At 65.6% G+C, this 18,535-nt stretch carries 17 protein-coding genes; 14 read left to right on the top strand and 3 right to left on the bottom strand.

The window, feature by feature from the left end; all coding sequences use genetic code 11:
• Positions 1–89 precede the first annotated feature (89 nt).
• On the bottom strand, positions 90–1,613 hold the full coding sequence (locus tag PNI01S_RS16465) for an HDOD domain-containing protein (RefSeq protein WP_084358623.1): 1,524 nt from the start codon (positions 1,611–1,613) through the stop codon (positions 90–92).
• A 120-nt stretch (positions 1,614–1,733) separates the two neighbouring features.
• Here PNI01S_RS16465 and motA point away from each other — a divergent pair, with 120 nt between their 5' ends.
• Both motA and motB read left to right on the top strand, forming a co-directional pair.
• On the top strand, positions 1,734–2,585 hold the full coding sequence (motA, locus tag PNI01S_RS16460; RefSeq protein ID WP_024764317.1) for a flagellar motor stator protein MotA: 852 nt from the start codon (positions 1,734–1,736) through the stop codon (positions 2,583–2,585).
• Between the two features lie 15 nt (positions 2,586–2,600).
• A complete protein-coding gene (motB, locus tag PNI01S_RS16455) occupies positions 2,601–3,668 on the top strand; it encodes a flagellar motor protein MotB (protein WP_024764318.1) in 1,068 nt (355 codons plus the stop codon).
• Between the two features lie 134 nt (positions 3,669–3,802).
• On the opposite strand, the gene rsgA is transcribed toward motB, so the two are convergent.
• The gene (gene rsgA / locus PNI01S_RS16450) at positions 3,803–4,834 is read right to left on the bottom strand and encodes a small ribosomal subunit biogenesis GTPase RsgA (protein WP_065085567.1); all 1,032 of its coding nucleotides are present in this window, start codon (positions 4,832–4,834) and stop codon (positions 3,803–3,805) included.
• An 89-nt stretch (positions 4,835–4,923) separates the two neighbouring features.
• Here rsgA and orn point away from each other — a divergent pair, with 89 nt between their 5' ends.
• Positions 4,924–5,466, top strand: coding sequence for an oligoribonuclease (gene orn, locus PNI01S_RS16445; protein ID WP_084358622.1), 543 nt, complete (start codon positions 4,924–4,926; stop codon positions 5,464–5,466).
• Between the two features lie 105 nt (positions 5,467–5,571).
• Here the strand turns inward: orn and queG are convergent, their stop codons facing one another.
• Positions 5,572–6,633: a tRNA epoxyqueuosine(34) reductase QueG gene (gene queG / locus PNI01S_RS16440; protein WP_084358677.1), complete on the bottom strand. Its 1,062-nt coding sequence runs from the start codon at positions 6,631–6,633 to the stop codon at positions 5,572–5,574.
• 244 nt (positions 6,634–6,877) lie between these two features.
• Between queG and PNI01S_RS16435 the strand changes: the two genes are divergently transcribed.
• The 11 genes from PNI01S_RS16435 (at position 6,878) to PNI01S_RS16385 (ending at position 18,518) form a co-directional block, all read left to right on the top strand.
• Positions 6,878–8,374, top strand: coding sequence for an NAD(P)H-hydrate dehydratase (locus tag PNI01S_RS16435; protein WP_084358621.1), 1,497 nt, complete (start codon positions 6,878–6,880; stop codon positions 8,372–8,374).
• Complete coding sequence (tsaE, locus tag PNI01S_RS16430) at positions 8,362–8,829, top strand: tRNA (adenosine(37)-N6)-threonylcarbamoyltransferase complex ATPase subunit type 1 TsaE (RefSeq protein ID WP_037012078.1); 468 nt, start codon at positions 8,362–8,364, stop codon at positions 8,827–8,829. Before PNI01S_RS16435 ends, tsaE begins: the two co-directional genes overlap by 13 nt.
• 7 nt (positions 8,830–8,836) lie before the next feature.
• On the top strand, positions 8,837–10,267 hold the full coding sequence (amiB, locus tag PNI01S_RS16425; RefSeq protein ID WP_083196183.1) for an N-acetylmuramoyl-L-alanine amidase AmiB: 1,431 nt from the start codon (positions 8,837–8,839) through the stop codon (positions 10,265–10,267).
• Entirely contained in the window at positions 10,264–12,165 is a 1,902-nt protein-coding gene (mutL, locus tag PNI01S_RS16420) for a DNA mismatch repair endonuclease MutL (RefSeq protein ID WP_084358620.1), read from the top strand. The genes amiB and mutL overlap by 4 nt, the downstream gene beginning before the upstream one ends.
• A 78-nt stretch (positions 12,166–12,243) precedes the next feature.
• Positions 12,244–13,206 carry a tRNA (adenosine(37)-N6)-dimethylallyltransferase MiaA gene (miaA, locus tag PNI01S_RS16415; RefSeq protein WP_065085564.1) on the top strand — a complete coding sequence of 321 codons (963 nt, stop codon included), beginning with the start codon at positions 12,244–12,246 and terminating at the stop codon, positions 13,204–13,206.
• 106 nt (positions 13,207–13,312) lie between these two features.
• Positions 13,313–13,561 carry an RNA chaperone Hfq gene (gene hfq / locus PNI01S_RS16410; protein WP_017520393.1) on the top strand — a complete coding sequence of 83 codons (249 nt, stop codon included), beginning with the start codon at positions 13,313–13,315 and terminating at the stop codon, positions 13,559–13,561.
• Positions 13,562–13,573: 12 nt separating this feature from the next.
• Positions 13,574–14,875, top strand: a complete 1,302-nt coding sequence (hflX, locus tag PNI01S_RS16405; RefSeq protein ID WP_024764326.1) for a ribosome rescue GTPase HflX — start codon at positions 13,574–13,576, stop codon at positions 14,873–14,875.
• Between the two features lie 95 nt (positions 14,876–14,970).
• On the top strand, positions 14,971–16,143 hold the full coding sequence (hflK, locus tag PNI01S_RS16400) for an FtsH protease activity modulator HflK (protein ID WP_024764327.1): 1,173 nt from the start codon (positions 14,971–14,973) through the stop codon (positions 16,141–16,143).
• Positions 16,143–17,012, top strand: coding sequence for a protease modulator HflC (gene hflC, locus PNI01S_RS16395; RefSeq protein ID WP_024764328.1), 870 nt, complete (start codon positions 16,143–16,145; stop codon positions 17,010–17,012). Before hflK ends, hflC begins: the two co-directional genes overlap by 1 nt.
• A gap of 107 nt (positions 17,013–17,119) precedes the next feature.
• Positions 17,120–17,305, top strand: a complete 186-nt coding sequence (locus PNI01S_RS16390; RefSeq protein ID WP_037012084.1) for a DUF2065 domain-containing protein — start codon at positions 17,120–17,122, stop codon at positions 17,303–17,305.
• A gap of 34 nt (positions 17,306–17,339) precedes the next feature.
• Positions 17,340–18,518, top strand: coding sequence for an ATP phosphoribosyltransferase regulatory subunit (locus PNI01S_RS16385; RefSeq protein ID WP_024764329.1), 1,179 nt, complete (start codon positions 17,340–17,342; stop codon positions 18,516–18,518).
• The last annotated feature ends 17 nt before the right edge of the window (positions 18,519–18,535 follow it).

Below are 18,535 nucleotides of genomic sequence, written 5' to 3'. Positions count from 1 at the left end.
GGGGGAGGCAACGTGAGCGCGTGCCCTGGGCTACCCCGTGAGGGCGGTTAGTTTAAAGGGCAGAAGGCGGGGAGCAAACCTTTCCCGGATCACGAGCCCCGCGCCATCTGCTTCACCGCGTGCTCGATGCACTGCACGGTGCGGCCGAAGGCCTGCGCGTGCAGGTCTGCCAGCGGCTGCCCGAGGCGGTCGCAGACGACCAGCATGACCACCCGCGCGCCATTGCCCAGCGAGCGCAGCAGCAGATGTTCACTGGGTACCAGCGCCTTCAGCGAGCCGGGAATCAGCGCCGAGAACTCGGCCATGTTGGTCGGGCTCAGGCGCAGTTGTCCGGGTTGTTGCAGGAGTTTGCGTAGCACCGGGCTGGCGGCGACTTCCAGCTTGAAGTCGCCGATCTCGCCGTCCAGGCCGAAGTGCCGGCGCGCCTGCAACCAGCTGCCGCCCTTGTCGGCCAGCAGGATCATCCCGCGTTGCAGCCCGCAGGCCTGCAAGGCAGCCGTGGCACAGTCGAGCAGTTGCACGGCGTTGCCGAACGGGCTGGGCGTCTGCATCAGGCGGGTGCAGTGCTGACGCCATTCGACGAGGGTGTCCGGCGCCTTGGCCGGCTCCTCGGCCTTCGGCCCGTTGAGCCAGCGGCGCGCATCCCAGGGCCAGAGCAACGCCTGCGCCGGGTGCCAGAGCAGCGGGCGGGCGTGGCGGCGGGCGCTCTGCGCGGCGAGGCCGTGGACGGTCTGCTGCAATTCTTCCAGCGGCATCTGCAGATAGAGGCTGGTCAGGCGCTGCCAGCGCAGCATGTGCACGCCCCCCCAGGACTGGTGTGCGGCCATGGCGATGCTGTTGGCCAGGAGGATGGTGTTGGCCGGGCGGGTCAGCCAGCGTTGCAGTTCCGGATCGGCGTCCAGGCGCTGCTGCTGGCCCAGCGGCTCGTGTTCGGTGTGGGCGACGTGCAGGGCGCGCACCAGCAGGCGCTTGTCGTCGCTGAGCAGGGCGTAGCCCTGGCCGACCCAGTCCGGCAGCCGCCAACTGTCGGCCAGCGCGCGGCACAAGGGCAGCAGGGGAGTGCCGAGCAACTCCTCTTCGACTTCGCTGCTGCAGCGGCCCAGGCCGTAGACCTGGCGCTGCCAGCTCTCCATCAGCTCCGGTTTCGCGGTGGCCAGCGCCCACAGCGGCGCAAGGGTGAACAGGCTGCCCCAGTGGATTTCCTGCCAGAGTCGCGCCAGGCGGTTGGCGAACAGGCCGCTGGCCTGCTGCATGGCATGGCGGCTGATCAGCAGCAGTTGGCTCAGGGCTCGCGGCATCTGCGCCTCGGGCATCGCGGGCAGGCTGTCGAGCAATTGAGTGACGCGGGACAAGCCCAGGCGGTTGAGGGCGACCTCCAGGCTTTCCGCCGGATTGTCCCTGGCGCTCTGTGCGCGGTTGGCTTCGCGCAGGATGGCAAAGGCCAGGGTCGGCGCGTCCTGCAGCAGTTCGGCGATATCGCGGATCGAGCGGCGGCTGTCGTTCAGCGCCCGGCGAATGTCATCGCGCTGTTCCAGCGGAACGGGCAAAGGCAGGTCTTCCAGCTGGGTTAGCCAGGCCTTGAGACGCTCTGGATGAAGCAATTGCTTAGACATGCGTGAGGCGCCGAACTGGTTTTTAGTGTTTTCGGCCTATAGTCTTGCCCGAAATCTCCGATAACAACAGGGAGGCGGGAATCATGCCTCCATTCTGTTCACAGTTTCAGTCCGGTCCCCATGGCAAAAATCATCGGCATCATCGTCATTCTGGGTAGCGTGCTCGGCGGCTACATGCTCTCCGGCGGCAAGATCGCGGCCATCATTCAGCCGTTCGAAGTGCTGATCATCGGCGGCGCCGCGCTGGGCGCCTTCCTCCAGGCCAACCCTGGCAGCACCTTCATGACCGTACTGAAGAAGGCGCCGAAGATGTTCGGCAACCGCTTCACCCATACCTTCTACCTGGAGGTGCTGGGCATGCTCTACGAGGTGCTCAACAAGAGCCGCCGCGAAGGCATGATGGCGATCGAGGCCGACGTCGAGGACCCGGCTGCCAGCCCGATCTTCAGCAAGTACCCCGCGGTGCTCAGGGACGACCGCATGACGGCCTACATCTGCGACTACCTGCGCATCATGTCTTCCGGCAACATGGCGCCCCACGAGTTGGAAGGCCTGTTCGACATGGAACTGGGCAGCCTCAAGGAAGACCTCGAGCACCCCGCCCATGCAGTGACCCGCGTCGCCGACGCCCTGCCGGGCTTCGGTATCGTCGCCGCGGTACTGGGCATCGTGATCACCATGGCGCTGCTCGGCCAGGGCAGCCAGGCCGAGATCGGCCACCACGTCGCCGCGGCGCTGGTGGGTACCTTCCTCGGTATTCTCGCCGCGTACGGTTTTGTCGGCCCGCTGTCCAACGCGCTGGAGCACGACGCCAAGGAAGAGCTGAACCTCTACGAAGCGATCAAGGCCTGCCTGGTGGCTTCGGCTTCCGGCATGCCGCCCTCGCTGGCCGTGGAGTTTGGCCGCAAGGTGCTGCTGCCGGCGCACCGTCCGAGCTTCAGCGAGCTGGAGCAGGCCGTTCGCGGTCGCTGATGGGTCGCCTGACGCATGGATAACAATCAGCCGATCATCGTCAAGCGCGTCAAGCGCTATGCCGCCGGCCACCACGGCGGCGGCTGGAAGATCGCCTTCGCCGACTTTGCCACCGCCATGATGGCGTTCTTCCTCGTGCTCTGGCTGCTGTCCTCGGCCACGCCCGAGCAGAAGAAGGCCATCTCCGGTTACTTCCAGGACCCCATCGGCTTCACCGAGAGTGCCAGCCCCTACGTCATCGACCTGGGCGGCACGCCGACGCCGGCGCCGGACAAGACGCTGAACCCGCAGATCCAGGCTCAGCCGGATGCCGACGAGACGCGCATCAACCCGGACGAGAACGCCAAGATCAACGAGCAGCAGGCCGAGGACGTCGCCGAGAAGGTCGAGAAGGAGCGCCTGGAGTTGCTGCTGCAGGAACTGCAGAACAAGGTCGACGAGAACCCGACGCTCAAGCGCTTCAAGGACCAGATCCTCTTCGAGATCACCCAGGACGGCCTGCGTATCCAGATTGTCGATTCGGACAACCGGCCGATGTTCGACCTGGGCAGCGCGCGTTTGCAGTCCTATTTCGAGGACATCCTGCTGGCGCTGGCCGAGACCATCAAGCAGGTGCCGAACAAGATCAGCATCAGTGGTCACACCGACGCCAAGCCCTACGCCGGCAATGGCGACTTCGGCAACTGGGAGCTTTCGGCCAACCGTGCCAACGCGGCGCGGCGCGCGCTGGAAGCCGGCGGCTACCCGGAAGACCAGATCGCCCGCGTGGTGGGCTACGCCTCTTCGGCGTTGTTCGACCGCGACCAGCCGCTGAATCCAGTGAACCGTCGGATCGACATCATCGTCCTGACCAAGAAGGCCCAGCGCGCCATCGAGGGGCAGGACGGCGGCAGCGACAAGCCGGTCGATGGCGCAGTCCCGGCTGCCCCGGGCGCCGCCACACCGGCAGCGCCCAATGGCGCACCGGCCAAGCCAGCGAGCGGCCAGGGCGACCCTGTGCCGCCGGACCAGCTCAAGCAGAAGCTCAACCTGTTCGACGACGGCGGTACGCTGAAACTCGACGAGTTGAACAAGCAGCAGTAGGAAACGAAGAAGGCCAGCTGAACAGCTGGCCTTCTTCGTTGCGCTTCATGCCATTGATATGCTGAGGCGTGCTCGCTCCTACTGGTCCGTGCAACATCGGTGCGGCGGATAACGCTTGAGGCGTTATCCGCCAATCAATATTCGTCTTGCGGCAGGCTCGCGAGGATGTGCCGGTAGCTGGCCATCCGTTGCGGCGAAACACGACCGTCTTCCAGCGCCTTGAGCAGCGCACAGCCCGGTTCGCGATCGTGCTTGCAGTCGCGGAAGCGGCAGTGGCCGAGCAGGTCGTGGAACTCGATGAAGCCGGCTTCGACATCGTCACGGCTGACATGGCCGAGGCCGAATTCGCGGATGCCGGGGGAGTCGATCAGGTCGCCGCCGGCGGGGAAGTGGAACAGCCGCGCGGTGGTGGTGGTGTGGGTGCCCTTGCCGGTGACTTCCGAGAGATCACCGACGCGGGTGTCGACGCCGGGCAGCAATGCGTTCACCAGCGACGACTTGCCTACGCCGGACTGTCCGACGAACACGCTGACGTGCTCGTTCAGCGCGGCACGAAGGGCGTCCAGCGCCAGGCCGTTGAAGGCGGAAACCTCCAGCAGCGGATAACCCAGCTCGCGGTAGGTGCCCAGCAGCGAATCGAGGAAGGGTGCGTTTTCCTCGTCGATCAGGTCGGCCTTGTTCAGCAACAGCAGCGGCTTGATGCCGGCGTGCTCGGCGGCCACCAGGTAGCGGTCGATCAGGTTGGCGTGGGGTTCCGGGCGCGGGGCGAAGACGATCACGATGCGATCGACGTTGGCCGCCACCGGCTTGAGCACGCCGCGCATGTCCGGGCGACGCAGCTCGGACGTTCGCGGTAATTGCGCGACGATCACCCCGATGCCCTGGTTGCCGGGGCGCCAGACCACCTGGTCGCCGGTCACCAGCGGGGGCAGGTTGGCGCGCAGGTGGCAGCGGAACACCTGGCCGGCGTGGTCGCCTTCCTGGGCCTCGACTTCCACCTGCACCCCGAAGTGGGCAATCACCTGGCCGGTCTGCTCCGGGCCGAGGTCGCCGCCTTCCAATTCTTCCAGGGCGCGTGACTCACGCTTCGCCGCGCGCGAAGCGCGTTCTTCCTGGACTTTTTCGATCCGCCAGCTCTGCCGGCGGGTGAGGTGACGCTTGGCCATAGGGTATCCACAGGGAAAATCGCGCCGCAGTTTAGCATGCGCGCGTCCGCTTCCCGCTAAACTAGGGGGCTGAGCTGAGGAGCCCCATCATGCAGAACCCGCAGAACCTGATCTGGATCGACCTGGAAATGACCGGGCTGGACCCGGACAAGGATGTCATCATCGAGATGGCGACCATCGTCACCGACAGCGACCTGAACATCCTCGAGGAAGGCCCGGTGATCGCCGTGCACCAGAGTGAGGAGCTGCTCGCCGGCATGGACGAGTGGAATACCCGTCAGCACGGCCAATCCGGCCTGACCCAGCGCGTGCGTGAAAGCACCATCTCCGCCGCCGAAGCCGAAGCGATGACCATCGCCTTCCTGGAAAAGTGGGTGCCCAAGCGCTGCTCGCCGATCTGCGGCAACAGCATCTGCCAGGACCGCCGCTTCCTCTACCGCCACATGCCGAAGCTGGAAGGCTACTTCCACTACCGCAACCTGGACGTCTCCACCCTCAAGGAACTGGCAGCGCGCTGGGCGCCTTCGGTGCGGGATGGCTTCAAGAAGGGCAACACCCACCTGGCGCTGGACGACATCCGCGAGTCGATCGCCGAGCTGCGTTACTACCGCGAGCACTTCATCAAAGTCTGAGCCGATGGCTCTTTGTAGGGGCGAGCTTGCTCGCGAACTGATTCCGTCGCGGGGCTTGGTTTGCGAGCGAGTACCATGCGTCCCCCTCGCTCCTACACGTCTCCTTCAGGCGCAGTGCCGGCCCAGCGCCCACGCCACATGCTCGCGCACCAGCTCCGACGGGAACTCCTGTCGTGCCCGCAGCGCCTCGATCACCGGGATGGTCGATGGCGCATTGCCCAATCCCACGGCCAGGTTGCGCAGCCAGCGCTCGTAGCCCGCTCGTCGCAATGGCGAACCCTCGGTGCGGCTGAGGAATTCCTCTTCCGTCCACAGGAACAGCTCCGCCAGCGCGGCGTTGTCCAGGCTGTGGCGCGGTTGGAAGTCGCCCAGGTCGGTGGCGCGGGCGAAACGGTTCCACGGGCAGACCATCTGGCAGTCATCGCAGCCGAATACACGGTTGCCGATCAGCGGGCGCAGGTCTTCGGGGATCGGGCCCTTCAATTCGATGGTCAGGTAGGAAATACAGCGCCGTGCATCCAGCACATAGGGCGCCACGAAAGCGGCGGTGGGGCAGATGTCCATGCAGGCCGAGCAGCGCCCGCAGTGCTCCGTGCCGTGCGGCTCATCCACCGGCAGCGGCAGGTCGGTGAACAGCTCGCCGAGGAAGAAGTAGCTGCCGGCCTTGCGGTTCAGCACCAGGGTGTTCTTGCCGACCCACCCCAGACCCGATTGCTCGGCGATGGCCTTCTCCAGCACCGGTGCGCTGTCGACGAAGGCGCGGAAGCCGAACGGTCCGACCTGCTGCTGGATGCGTTCGGCCAGTTGCTGCAGGCGCTTGCGGATCAGCTTGTGGTAATCGCGGCCCAGGGCGTAGCGCGAGACATAGGCCCTCTCCGGATCGCCCAGGACCTGCGCCATGCGCGTGTCGCCGGGCAGGTAGTCCATGCGCAGCGATACGACCCGTAGCGTGCCGGGCACCAGTTCGTCGGGCCGCCAGCGCTTGCTGCCATGGGCGCCCATGTAGTCCATCTCGCCGTGGTAGCCCGCATCCAGCCAGCGCTGCAGGTGGGTGCCGTGTTCCTCGAGGTCGAGCCCGCTGATGCCGACCTGCTGGAAGCCGAGTTCGCGCCCCCAGTCCTTGATGGAGCGGGCGAGGTCGGCGTAGTCGAGCGTTGAATCGTGCATGGAAGGCGGGAAACCGAAGTCCGGGTGCGTATAATTCTGCCAGACCTGGCCGGCGTCGGCCCGTCCGTACGCCAATAGCCGCTCAAAATCTGCTGCGCGTCGGCAGAGCTGCGTTAAAACAGACTCGGAATGCTCATTTACAGCAGTAAACTGCGCTCCCTCGTCTATTTTTGCCTTGCTCTGCTCTAGCTCGCGAGCTTTTGAACAGGCTCTCAGGCGACACATTCTGCCGCCCGGAACAGCGATGACTGCCCACGACGATCTGCCCCTGAATCTGTACAGCGCCCAGCAGGTGCGCGACCTCGATGCGCGCCTGATCGCGGCCGGCACGCCCGGCTTCGAGCTGATGCGCCGCGCCGCCCATGCCGCCTGGCGCGCCCTGCGTCGCCAGTGGCCGGATGCCGGCGAGGTTACCGTGCTGGCCGGCCACGGCAACAATGCCGGCGACGGCTACCTGATCGCCGCTCTGGCCCTGCGCGCCGGCTGGCGCGTACGCGTGCTGGCAGTGGGCGATGCCTCCCGCCTCTCTGGCGATGCCGCCTCGGCCCATGGCGAGGCGCGCGCGGTCGGCGTGGATGTCCAGGCCTGGAGCGACCGCGCCGAACTGCGAGGTGTGCTGGTGGATGCGCTGCTGGGCACCGGCCTCGGCGGCGAGGTGCGCGAGCCCTATGCCTCGGCCATCGCGGCGATCAACGCCAGCGGCCTGCCGGTCCTGGCCGTGGACATCCCTTCCGGCCTCAGCGCCGATACCGGACAAGTGCTGGGCTGCGCGGTGAACGCCGATCTGACGGTGACCTTCATTGGCCTCAAGCTTGGCCTGTTTACTGCTCAGGGGCCCGACCAGTGCGGCGAGCTGGTATTCGACGGGCTCGATGCCGATCCTGCGCTGCTTCCCGAAAGCAGCCTGGCGCGCCGGCTCGCTGCAGCTTCCCTGCCCTGCCTCGCAGCGCGCCCCAAGGCTGCGCACAAGGGCCTGTTCGGCCATGCGCTGGTGATCGGCGGCGACACCGGCATGGGCGGCGCCGTTCTGCTGGCGGCGGAGAGCGCGCTACGCTGCGGCGCCGGGCTGGTTTCCCTGGCGACCCGTGCAGTCCACGTGCCCGCTGCGCTGGCTCGTCGCCCCGAACTGATGGCACGCGGCGTCTCCTCTTCCGCAGAGCTGCTGCGCCTCGCCGAGCGGGCCGATGTGCTGGTGGTCGGCCCTGGCGTCGGTCGTGACGCCTGGGGGCGCGTACTGGTCAGCGCCGCAGCGAGCCTGGAGCGCCGACAGGTGTGGGACGCCGATGCGCTCAATCTGCTGGCCGAAGAGCGGGTGGCCCGCCCGTCCGGCGACTGGGTGATCACTCCCCATCCCGCCGAAGCGGCGCGCCTGCTGGGAATCTCCACCGCGGAGGTTCAGGCGGATCGTCCCAAGGCTGCTCTCGCACTGGCGCAGCGCTATCAGGCGGTGGTCGTGCTCAAGGGCGTCGGCAGCCTGATCGCGTCCGCGGATGGCCGGCTCGCGCTGTGCGATCACGGTCATCCAGCCATGGCGGGCGCCGGGCTGGGTGACGTGCTTTCCGGCATCCTCGGTGCGCTGCTGGCGCAGGGGTTGCCTGCATTCGATGCCGCTTGCCTGGCGGTCTGGCTGCACGCGCGCGCCGGCGAGTCGCTCGGCGCGCAAGGTCGCGGACTGGCCGCCGCCGATCTGATTCCTGCCGTTCGTCAGCTGCTCGAGGAGTTGTGCCCATGCCTGAACTGAATCTGTTCGCCGATGGCGAAGAGGCCATGGTCGATCTTGGTCGGCGGATCGCCGAGGCGACCGGCGGGCGCGGAGTGATCTATCTGCATGGCGACCTGGGGGCGGGCAAGACCACGCTGTCGCGCGGCATCCTGCGGGGATTGGGCCACGGTGGAGCGGTCAAGAGTCCGACCTTCACCCTGGTCGAGCCCTACGAAATCGGCGATCTGCGCGCCTTCCACTTCGATCTCTATCGCCTTGCCGATCCGGAGGAACTGGAGTTCCTCGGCATCCGCGACTACTTCGAGGGCGATGCGTTGTGCCTGATCGAGTGGGCGGAGCGTGGCAAAGGCATTTTGCCAAAGGCCGACATGGACATTACCATTGTTCCGCATGCGGGCGGACGCATGCTGCGCCTCGACCCGCACGGAACACGGGGCGAAGCCTGGTGTGCCGCCCTGGCCACGGGAGCATAGAAAAAAGATGGGTTGGGGGTTGCGCCTTCGGGCGTTGTTTATCGGGGTGTCCGTTCTGCTGGCATTCGTTGCCGGTGAGGTTTCTGCCGCCACGCAAATCAAGAGCGTGCGCATCTGGCGCGCGCCGGACAACACGCGTCTGGTGTTCGATCTGTCCGGCCCTGTGCAGCACAGTCTGTTCACCCTGAGCGCACCCAACCGTATCGTCGTCGACATCAACGGCGCACAGATGTCCGCCGCCCTCGACAAGCTCAAACTCGGCAATACCCCGATCACCGCGATGCGCTCCGCCCAGCGCTCGCCCACCGACCTGCGCCTGGTGCTGGACCTGAAGAACCAGGTCACGCCCAAGAGCTTCGTGCTGCCGCCGAACCAGCAGTACGGCAACCGCCTGGTCGTCGACCTCTATGACCAGGGCGCCGACATTGCCCCGGACGTCCCGGCGACCCCGACCCCCAGCGTGCCCGCCACGCCGGTCAGCCCCGCCCAGTCGGTGGCCAAGATTCCCGCGCCCAGCAGTGGCGGCAAGCGTGACGTGGTGATCGCCATCGACGCCGGTCACGGCGGTGAAGACCCTGGTGCCCTCGGCCCGAATGGTCTGCACGAGAAGAACATCACGCTGTCGATCGCCCGCGAACTGCAGCGGCAGATCAACCAGATGAAAGGCTTCCGCGCCGAACTGACGCGCACCGGCGACTACTTCATCCCACTGCGCAACCGCACCGTGATCGCCCGCAAGAAGGGCGCGGACCTGTTCGTTTCGATCCACGCCGACGCCGCGCCCAGCCGCAGCGCCTTCGGTGCCTCGGTATTCGCCCTGTCCGACCGTGGCGCTACCTCCGAGACCGCGCGCTGGCTGGCCGACACGGAAAACCGCTCCGACCTCATCGGCGGCGACGGCGGCGTGAACCTCGACGACAAGGACAAGATGCTCGCCGGCGTGCTGCTCGACCTGTCGATGACCGCCACCATGTCTTCCAGCCTGGACGTCGGCCACAAGGTGCTGACCAGCGTCGGCCGCGTCACCCCGCTGCACAAGCGCCGTGTGGAGCAGGCCGGCTTCATGGTGCTGAAGTCCCCGGACATCCCGTCGATCCTGGTGGAAACCGGGTTCATCTCCAACCCGAACGAATCGGCCAAGCTCGCCAGCGGCTCGCACCAGCAGGCCCTGGCGCGCTCCATCGCTGCGGGCGTGCGTCAGTACTTCGTGCAGACCCCGCCGCCGGGCACCTACATCGCCTCGCTGCGCGACGGCGGCCAGTTGGCTTCCGGTCCGCGTGAATACGTCGTGCGCAGTGGCGACAGCCTGGCGATGGTTGCCAGCCGCTTCGATGTCAGCACGGCCTCGATCCGCAGCGCCAACTCGCTCAAGAGCGACGAGCTGAAGATCGGTCAGGTGCTGAAGATCCCGGGCACCTCCCTGGCGTCGCAGCAATGAGTGACGTTCGCCGAATCCAGCTGCTGACTCCGCGGCTGGCGAACCAGATCGCTGCCGGCGAAGTGGTCGAGCGGCCCGCCTCGGTCATCAAGGAACTGCTGGAGAACTGCCTGGACGCCGGTGCCAAGCGCATCGACATCGAGGTCGAACAGGGCGGCGTCAAGCTGCTGCGCGTACGTGACGATGGCAGCGGCATCCCGGCCGACGACCTGCCCCTGGCGCTGGCGCGCCACGCCACCAGCAAGATTCGCGAGTTGGAAGACCTGGAGCGGGTGATGAGCCTGGGCTTCCGCGGCGAGGCGCTGGCTTCGATCAGCTCCGTCTCGCGTCTGACCCTGACCTCCCGCACCGCCGATGCCGAGCAGGCCTGGCAGGTGGAGGTCGAAGGCCGCGACATGGAGTCCACCGTGAAGCCGGCGGCACACCCGGTGGGCACTAGCATCGAGGTACGCGACCTGTTCTTCAACACCCCGGCGCGACGCAAGTTTCTGCGCGCCGAGAAGACCGAATTCGATCATCTGCAGGAAGTCATCAAGCGTCTGGCGCTGGCGCGCTTCGACGTGGCATTCCATCTGCGCCATAACGGCAAGACCATCCTCTCGCTGCATGAAGCCAAGGACGAAGCCTCCCGTGCCCGCCGCGTCGGCGCCGTGTGCAGCGCTGGTTTCCTTGAACAGGCCCTGCCCATCGAAGTGGAGCGCAACGGCCTGCACCTGTGGGGCTGGGTCGGTCTGCCGACCTTCTCCCGCAGTCAGCCTGACCTGCAGTACTTCTACGTGAACGGCCGCATGGTGCGCGACAAGCTGGTCGCCCACGCCGTGCGCCAGGCCTATCGTGACGTGCTGTACAACGGCCGGCATCCGACCTTCGTGCTGTTCTTCGAAGTCGATCCCGCGGTGGTGGACGTCAACGTCCACCCGACCAAGCACGAAGTGCGCTTCCGCGACAGTCGCATGGTCCACGACTTCCTCTACGGCACCCTGCACCGGGCGCTGGCGGAAGTACGCCCCGACGACCAGTTGGCTCCGCCGGGCGCCACCACCCTGACTGCGCCGCGCCCCACGGGTGCGGAGGCCGGCGAGTTCGGTCCGCAGGGCGAGATGCGCCTGTCCGAGACCGTGCTGGAGGCTCCGGTCGCCGCGCGTGCCTGGCAGCCCAGCCCATCTTCCGGCGGATCCGGTGGCGGTGGCTTCAGCTACCAGCCGACGCGCCCGGAAATACCGCCGATCCAGGAGGCCCAGGGCGCCTACCAGGCCTATTTTGCTCCGCTGCCCGACCAGGTGCCGCAGGCGTTGCCGGAAAGCAGCCAGGATGTGCCGCCGCTGGGCTATGCCCTGGCGCAGCTCAAGGGTATCTACATCCTTTCGGAGAACGCCCACGGCCTGGTGCTGGTGGATATGCACGCGGCCCACGAGCGCATCATGTATGAGCGCCTGAAGACCGCCATGGCCAGCGAAGGCCTGCGTGGTCAGCCGCTGCTGGTGCCTGAATCCATCGCTGTCAGCGAGCGTGAGGCGGACTGCGCGGAGGAGCATGGCAGCTGGTTCTCCAAGCTCGGCTTCGAACTGCAACGGCTCGGTCCGGAGACCCTGGCGATCCGCCAGATTCCCGCGCTGCTCAAGCAGGCCGAGGCCACCCAGTTGGTGCGCGACGTGCTCGCCGACCTGCTGGAGTACGGCACCAGCGACCGTATCCAGGCGCACCTCAACGAGCTGCTCGGCACCATGGCCTGCCACGGCGCCGTGCGCGCCAATCGCCGCCTGACGCTGCCGGAGATGAACGGCCTGCTGCGCGACATGGAAGTGACCGAGCGCAGCGGCCAGTGCAACCACGGCCGGCCGACCTGGACACAACTGGGGCTCGACGAGCTGGACAAGCTGTTCCTGCGCGGACGTTGATTTCCGTAAGGTTGCGTTCAGGAAAGTGCAGTAAACTGCGCGCCAATCGATTCAGCAGTGCGCAATAACGAGCTCCCGATGTCCTTGCCTCCCGCCATTTTCCTCATGGGCCCCACCGCCGCCGGCAAGACCGACCTGGCGCTGGAGCTGGCGCGTCTGCTGCCGGTGGAGCTGATCAGCGTGGACTCGGCGCTGATCTATCGCGACATGGATATCGGCACCGCCAAGCCACCGCGCGAGGTGCTGGAGGAATTCCCGCACCGACTGATCGATATCCGTGACCCCAGCGAGGCCTATTCGGCAGCGGAGTTCCGCGCCGACGCCCTGGCGGCCATGGCCGAAATCACCGCGGCCGGAAAGATCCCGCTGCTGGTCGGCGGCACCATGTTGTATTTCAAGGCGTTGCTGGAAGGCCTGGCCGATATGCCCAGTGCCGACCCCGTCGTACGTGCCGAACTGGAAGCCTGGGCGGCCGCCGAAGGCTGGAGTGCCCTGCACTCGGAACTCGCCCGCGTCGACCCGGAGTCGGCGGCGCGCATCCACCCCAACGACCCCCAGCGGCTTGTCCGGGCGCTTGAGGTCTTCCGTGTCAGCGGTATGTCCATGACTGCACACCGCCTTCGCCAGGCTAGTGAAAATGCGGGTCTTGGCGCGCAAGGCGGTGGACAATTACCGTATACTGTGGCTCACCTGGCGATTGCGCCTCTGCAGCGCCAGGTGTTGCACGAGCGTATCGCGCAACGTTTTGACCAGATGCTGGAACAGGGCTTCATCGCCGAGGTCGAACGCCTTCGCGCAAGAAGTGACTTGCACGTGGGGCTGCCGTCCATAAGAGCGGTGGGTTACCGACAGGTATGGGATTACCTCGAGGGCAAACTGTCCTACGCTGAGATGGTGGAGCGTGGCGTCATCGCCACGCGGCAGCTGGCCAAGCGCCAGTTCACCTGGCTCCGCAGCTGGAGCGATCTACACTGGTTGGACAGTCAGGCAAGCGACAATTTGCCGCGTGCCTTGAAATACTTTGAGGCGGTCTCCATATAGGCTCGAGACCTTAATTCCGGCCGTCTATCCTTGGGGTTCAGGACGGCGTTAAGCCAAATTCGACTACTACTAAATCAGTATTTTACCCTTACAAGGAGTGCGGCATATGTCAAAAGGGCATTCGCTACAAGACCCTTACCTCAATACCCTGCGCAAAGAACGCGTTCCGGTTTCCATCTACCTGGTCAACGGCATCAAGCTGCAGGGTCAGATCGAATCCTTCGACCAGTTCGTCATCCTGCTGAAGAACACTGTCAGCCAGATGGTCTACAAACACGCTATTTCCACCGTGGTCCCCAGCCGCCCCGTGCGCCTGCCCACCGGTGATCAACCGGCCGAGCCGGGCAACGTTTGACGGGAGTCCGCCTTGTTCTTTGAGCGCCCGGGTGGTGGGGAACGGGCCATTCTGGTCCATCTGGAAGGTCAGGACCCCGAGGCGCGCGAAGACCCGCAGGAATTCCAGGAGCTGGCCCGTTCGGCAGGCGCGGAATCGGTTGCTTTCGTCAGCATTTCGCGCCATCAGCCCTCAGCCAAGTACCTGATCGGCAGCGGCAAGGTCGAAGAATTGCACGACCTCGTCCACGCCGAGAAGGTCGAGCTGATCATCTTCAATCACACCCTCACGCCGAGCCAGGAGCGCAACCTCGAGCGAGCGCTCGAGTGCCGCGTGCTCGATCGTACGGGTCTGATTCTCGATATCTTCGCCCAGCGCGCCCGCACCCACGAGGGCAAGCTGCAGGTGGAGCTCGCCCAGCTGGAACACATGAGCACGCGTTTGGTGCGCGGCTGGACTCACCTTGAGCGCCAGAAAGGTGGTATCGGCCTGCGTGGCCCGGGTGAAACCCAGCTGGAAACCGACCGCCGCCTGCTGCGTGGGCGTATCCGACAGATCAAGTCGCGCCTGGAAAAGGTTCGCAGCCAGCGCGAGCAGGCCCGCCGTGGCCGCCGCCGTGCGGAGATTCCGGCGGTGTCCCTGGTGGGTTACACCAACGCCGGCAAGTCCACGCTGTTCAATGCGCTAACCACATCCGAGGTCTACGCGGCCGACCAGTTGTTCGCCACCCTCGACCCGACCTTGCGCCGTCTGGAACTCGATGACGTTGGGCCGATCGTGCTGGCTGACACCGTAGGCTTCATTCGCCACCTGCCGCACAAGCTGGTGGAGGCGTTTCGGGCTACCTTGGAAGAGTCCAGCAACTCCGACCTGCTGCTGCATGTGATCGACTCCCACGAGCCGGATCGCGATGCGCAGATCGAGCAGGTGCTGGCAGTGCTCAAGGAGATCGGCGCGAACGAGTTGCCGATGCTTGAGGTGTACAACAAGATCGACCTGTTGCCGGACCTGCAGCCGATGATCCAGCGCGACGAGTTGGGTAAGCCGGTCCGTGTCTGGCTGTCGGCGCGTGAATCGCGTGGGCTGGAATTGCTGGAGCAGGCGATTTCCGAGTTGCTGGGGGAGGACATGTTCGTGGGAACGCTCTGCCTGCCGCAGCGCCTGGGACGACTTCGGGCTCAGTTCTTCGAGCTGGGTGCGGTACAGTCTGAGAATCACGACGAACAAGGACGCGCCGTTTTGCAGGTCCGCCTGCCGCGTGTCGAGTTGAACCGCATGGTGAGCCGCGAAGGCTGGCAGCCGTCGGAGTTCATTGCGCAACACACTTTGCAATAAAGCCCGGCACACTGTTTTTGGCAGGGTAATGGGCATTCGGTAGCATAGGTGGGCGCGCCGTAGGCGCGTTTTCGCGTTATCAGATGGAGAGCGCTATGGCTTGGAATGAGCCGGGTGACAACTCGAACAAGAACGACCAGGACCCCTGGGGTGGACGCCGTGGTGGTGGTCGCCAGGGCCCGCCTGATCTGGATGAGGCCTTCCGCAAGCTGCAAGACAGCCTGAATGGAATTTTCGGCAAACCCAAGCGCGGCAGTGGTTCGGGCGGTGGCGGCAGTGGTCGGGGCGGTAGCCTCGGTCTGTTCGGTATCGGCTTGGCTATCCTCGCCGTGCTGTGGCTGTACAACGCCATTTACGTCGTGGATGAGCAGGAGCAGGCGGTGATCCTGCGCTTTGGCCAGTACCACGACACCGTGGGCCCCGGCCTGAACATCTACTTCCCGCCGATCGACAAGAAGTTCCAGGAGAACGTCACCCGCGAGCGTGCCTACAGCAAGCAGGGTCAGATGCTCACCGAAGACGAGAACATCGTCGAGGTTCCGCTGACCGTGCAGTACAAGGTCAGCAACCTGAAGGACTTCGTGCTCAACGTCGACCAGCCGGAAGTGAGCCTGCAGCACGCCACCGAAAGCGCCCTGCGTCATGTGGCCGGCTCCACCACCATGGACAAGATCCTCACCGAGGGCCGCGAACAGATGGCCACCGAGGTGCGTGATCGCCTGCAGCGTTTCCTCGATACCTACAAGACCGGTATCACGGTGACACAGGTGAACATCCAGAGTGCCGCCGCGCCGCGTGAAGTACAGGAAGCGTTCGACGACGTGATCCGTGCCCGCGAGGACGAGCAGCGCGAGAAGAACCAGGCCGAAGCCTACGCCAACGGCGTGGTGCCCGAAGCCCGTGGCCAGGCCCAGCGCATCATCGAGGAAGCCAACGGCTACCGCGATGAAGTGGTTTCCCGCGCCCAGGGTGAGGCAGACCGCTTCACCAAGTTGGCCAGTGAGTATCACAAGGCTCCGGAAGTCACCCGTCAGCGTCTGTACCTGGACTCCATGCAGGATGTCCTGAGCCAGACCAGCAAGGTGCTGGTCACCGGCCAGCAAGGTCAGAACAACCTGATCTACCTGCCGCTGGACAAGATGATGGATGGCCGTGGTTCGGCAGCTCCGAGCACCGCGCCCAGCGCGAGCAGCAGCACGCCGGATATCGGTTCGCGGGTCGCCAGCGACCTGCAGCAGCGTGACACGCGTACCCGGGAGAGCCGCTGATGAGTAACAAGTCCCTGATCGCCCTCATCGCGGGTGTGGTGGTTGCTGTTGCCGTCTGGAGCAGCGTCTACGTGGTGCAACAGACCGAGCGCGCCGTCATGCTGCGCTTCGGTCGCGTGGTCGAGCCGGACGTGAAGCCCGGTCTGCACTTCAAGATTCCGTACGTCAACACGGTGCGCAAGTTCGATGGCCGCCTGCTGACCCTGGACTCGCCGACCCAGCGCTTCCTGACGCTGGAGAAGAAAGCGGTGATGGTCGACGCCTACGCCAAGTGGCGCGTCTCCGATGCCGAGCGCTTCTACACCGCGACTTCCGGCATGAAGCAGATTGCCGACGAGCGTCTGTCCCGTCGTCTGGAAGCCGGCCTGCGCGACCAGTTCGGCAAGCGCACCCTGCACGAAGTCGTGTCGGGGGAGCGTGATGCGCTGATGGGTGACATCACTGCGTCGCTGAACCGCATGGCGCAGAAGGAGTTGGGTATCGAAGTGGTCGACGTTCGCGTCAAGGCCATCGACCTGCCCAAGGAAGTGAACCGTAGCGTGTTCGAGCGCATGAGCACCGAGCGTGAGCGGGAAGCTCGCGAGCACCGCGCCAAGGGTCGCGAACTGGCTGAAGGTATCCGCGCAGATGCCGACCGTCAGCGTCGTGTGCTGCTGGCCGAGGCCTATCGCGAATCGGAAGAAACCCGTGGTGACGGCGATGCCAAGGCGTCGGCGATCTATGCCAAGGCCTACTCTGCCGATCCGGAGTTCTACGCCTTCACCCGCAGTCTCAAGGCTTATCGCGAGAGCTTTGCGGACAAGAAGGACGTGCTGGTGCTCGATCCGAGCAGCGAGTTCTTCCGCTATCTGGAAAAAGCTAAACCGTAAGTCAAAGTCTCCGGCGGGCGGCAGCGCCCGTCGGAGAAATCGTGTTATCATGGGTCAGCCGGGAAATCCCGGCTTTTTTGCGTCCGCGAGAATGATGTACGAGAGCCATGTGGCAGGAATTCGGCAAGGCGTTCTGTCTGTTGCTGGTGCTGGAAGGCATCCTTCCATTCCTGTACCCGCGTGGTTGGCGCGACGCCGTGAGCGGGCTCGGGCGCCTTGGCGACCGCAGTCTGAGACTCATCGGGCTGGGCAGCATGCTGCTCGGCACCGTCCTTCTTTACTGCATTCATTGAAGTGCCGCCCGGCCTAAAAAAGGAGAGAGGCGACATGGCAACGGTAGACCGCTGGCTGCTGCCAGATGGGATCGAAGAAGTGCTGCCACCGGAGGCGGCTCGCGTTGAAGCAGCCCGCCGTCAGGTGCTGGACCTGTTCCAGCGCTGGGGTTACGAGTTTGTCGTCACCCCGCATATCGAATACCTGGAATCCCTGCTGACCGGTGCCGGCCAGGATCTGGACCTGCGTACCTTCAAGGTCACTGATCCGGCGTCCGGCCGTCTGATGGGCTTCCGTGCGGACATCACGCCGCAAGTGGCACGCATGGACGCCCACAGCCTGCGTCGCGAAGGGCCGAACCGCCTGTGCTACGCCGGCAGCGTGCTGCATGCCCGCCCGCGTGCGCTGGCGACTTCGCGCAGCCCGATCCAGCTGGGTGCCGAGCTTTACGGCAATACCGGCTCGGCGGGTGACGTCGAAGTCATCAGCCTGCTGCTCGACATGCTCGAGATGGCCCAGGTGCCGGACGTGCACATGGACCTCGGTCATGTTGGCATCTACCGTGGCCTGGCCCAGGCTGCCGGGCTGTCCGGCGAAGTCGAGCAACTGCTGTTCGACGCCTTGCAGCGCAAGGCCGTGGATGAAATCGCGGCGCTGACCGAAGGCCTGCCGGGCGATCTCGCCGGCATGCTGCGTGCGCTGGCTGAGCTGTGTGGTGGCCGCGAGGTGCTGAGCCAGGCGCGTGAAGTGCTTGCCGGGGCTCCGGCTCCGGTGCAGGCCGCCCTGGCGGACATCGCGGCCATCGCCGACTCGCTGGCTGCGCGCTTCCCGCAGCTGCCGCTTTATTTCGACCTCGGCGAGTTGCGTGGCTATCACTATCACACGGGCGTGGTGTTTGCCGCGTTCGTGCCTGGGGTTGGCGAGTCCATCGCCCAGGGCGGTCGTTACGACGACATCGGCGCTGATTTCGGCCGTGCCCGTCCGGCGACCGGTTTTTCCACCGACCTCAAGACCCTGGTCACTCTCGGCCGCGCCCAGCTCGACGAGCCGCGCACCGGAGTCTGGGCGCCGGCCGATGGCGCCGGCTTGTGGCAGGCGGTGCAGCAGCTGCGCCGTCAGGGCGTGCGCGTGGTGCAGGCGCTGCCCGGGCAGGATGCGGCTTCGGCTACCGAAGCGGGCTGCGACCGGCAACTGCTGGTTCGCGATGGCAATTGGCAGGTGGCCGCGCTCTGAGGCGCGTCACTCGAGTT

Origin of the sequence: Pseudomonas nitroreducens NBRC 12694 (assembly GCF_002091755.1) — a bacterium.
In the GTDB taxonomy this organism is placed as follows: Bacteria; Pseudomonadota; Gammaproteobacteria; order Pseudomonadales; family Pseudomonadaceae; genus Pseudomonas; species Pseudomonas nitroreducens.
This window is presented reverse-complemented; position numbering and strand designations above follow the sequence as displayed.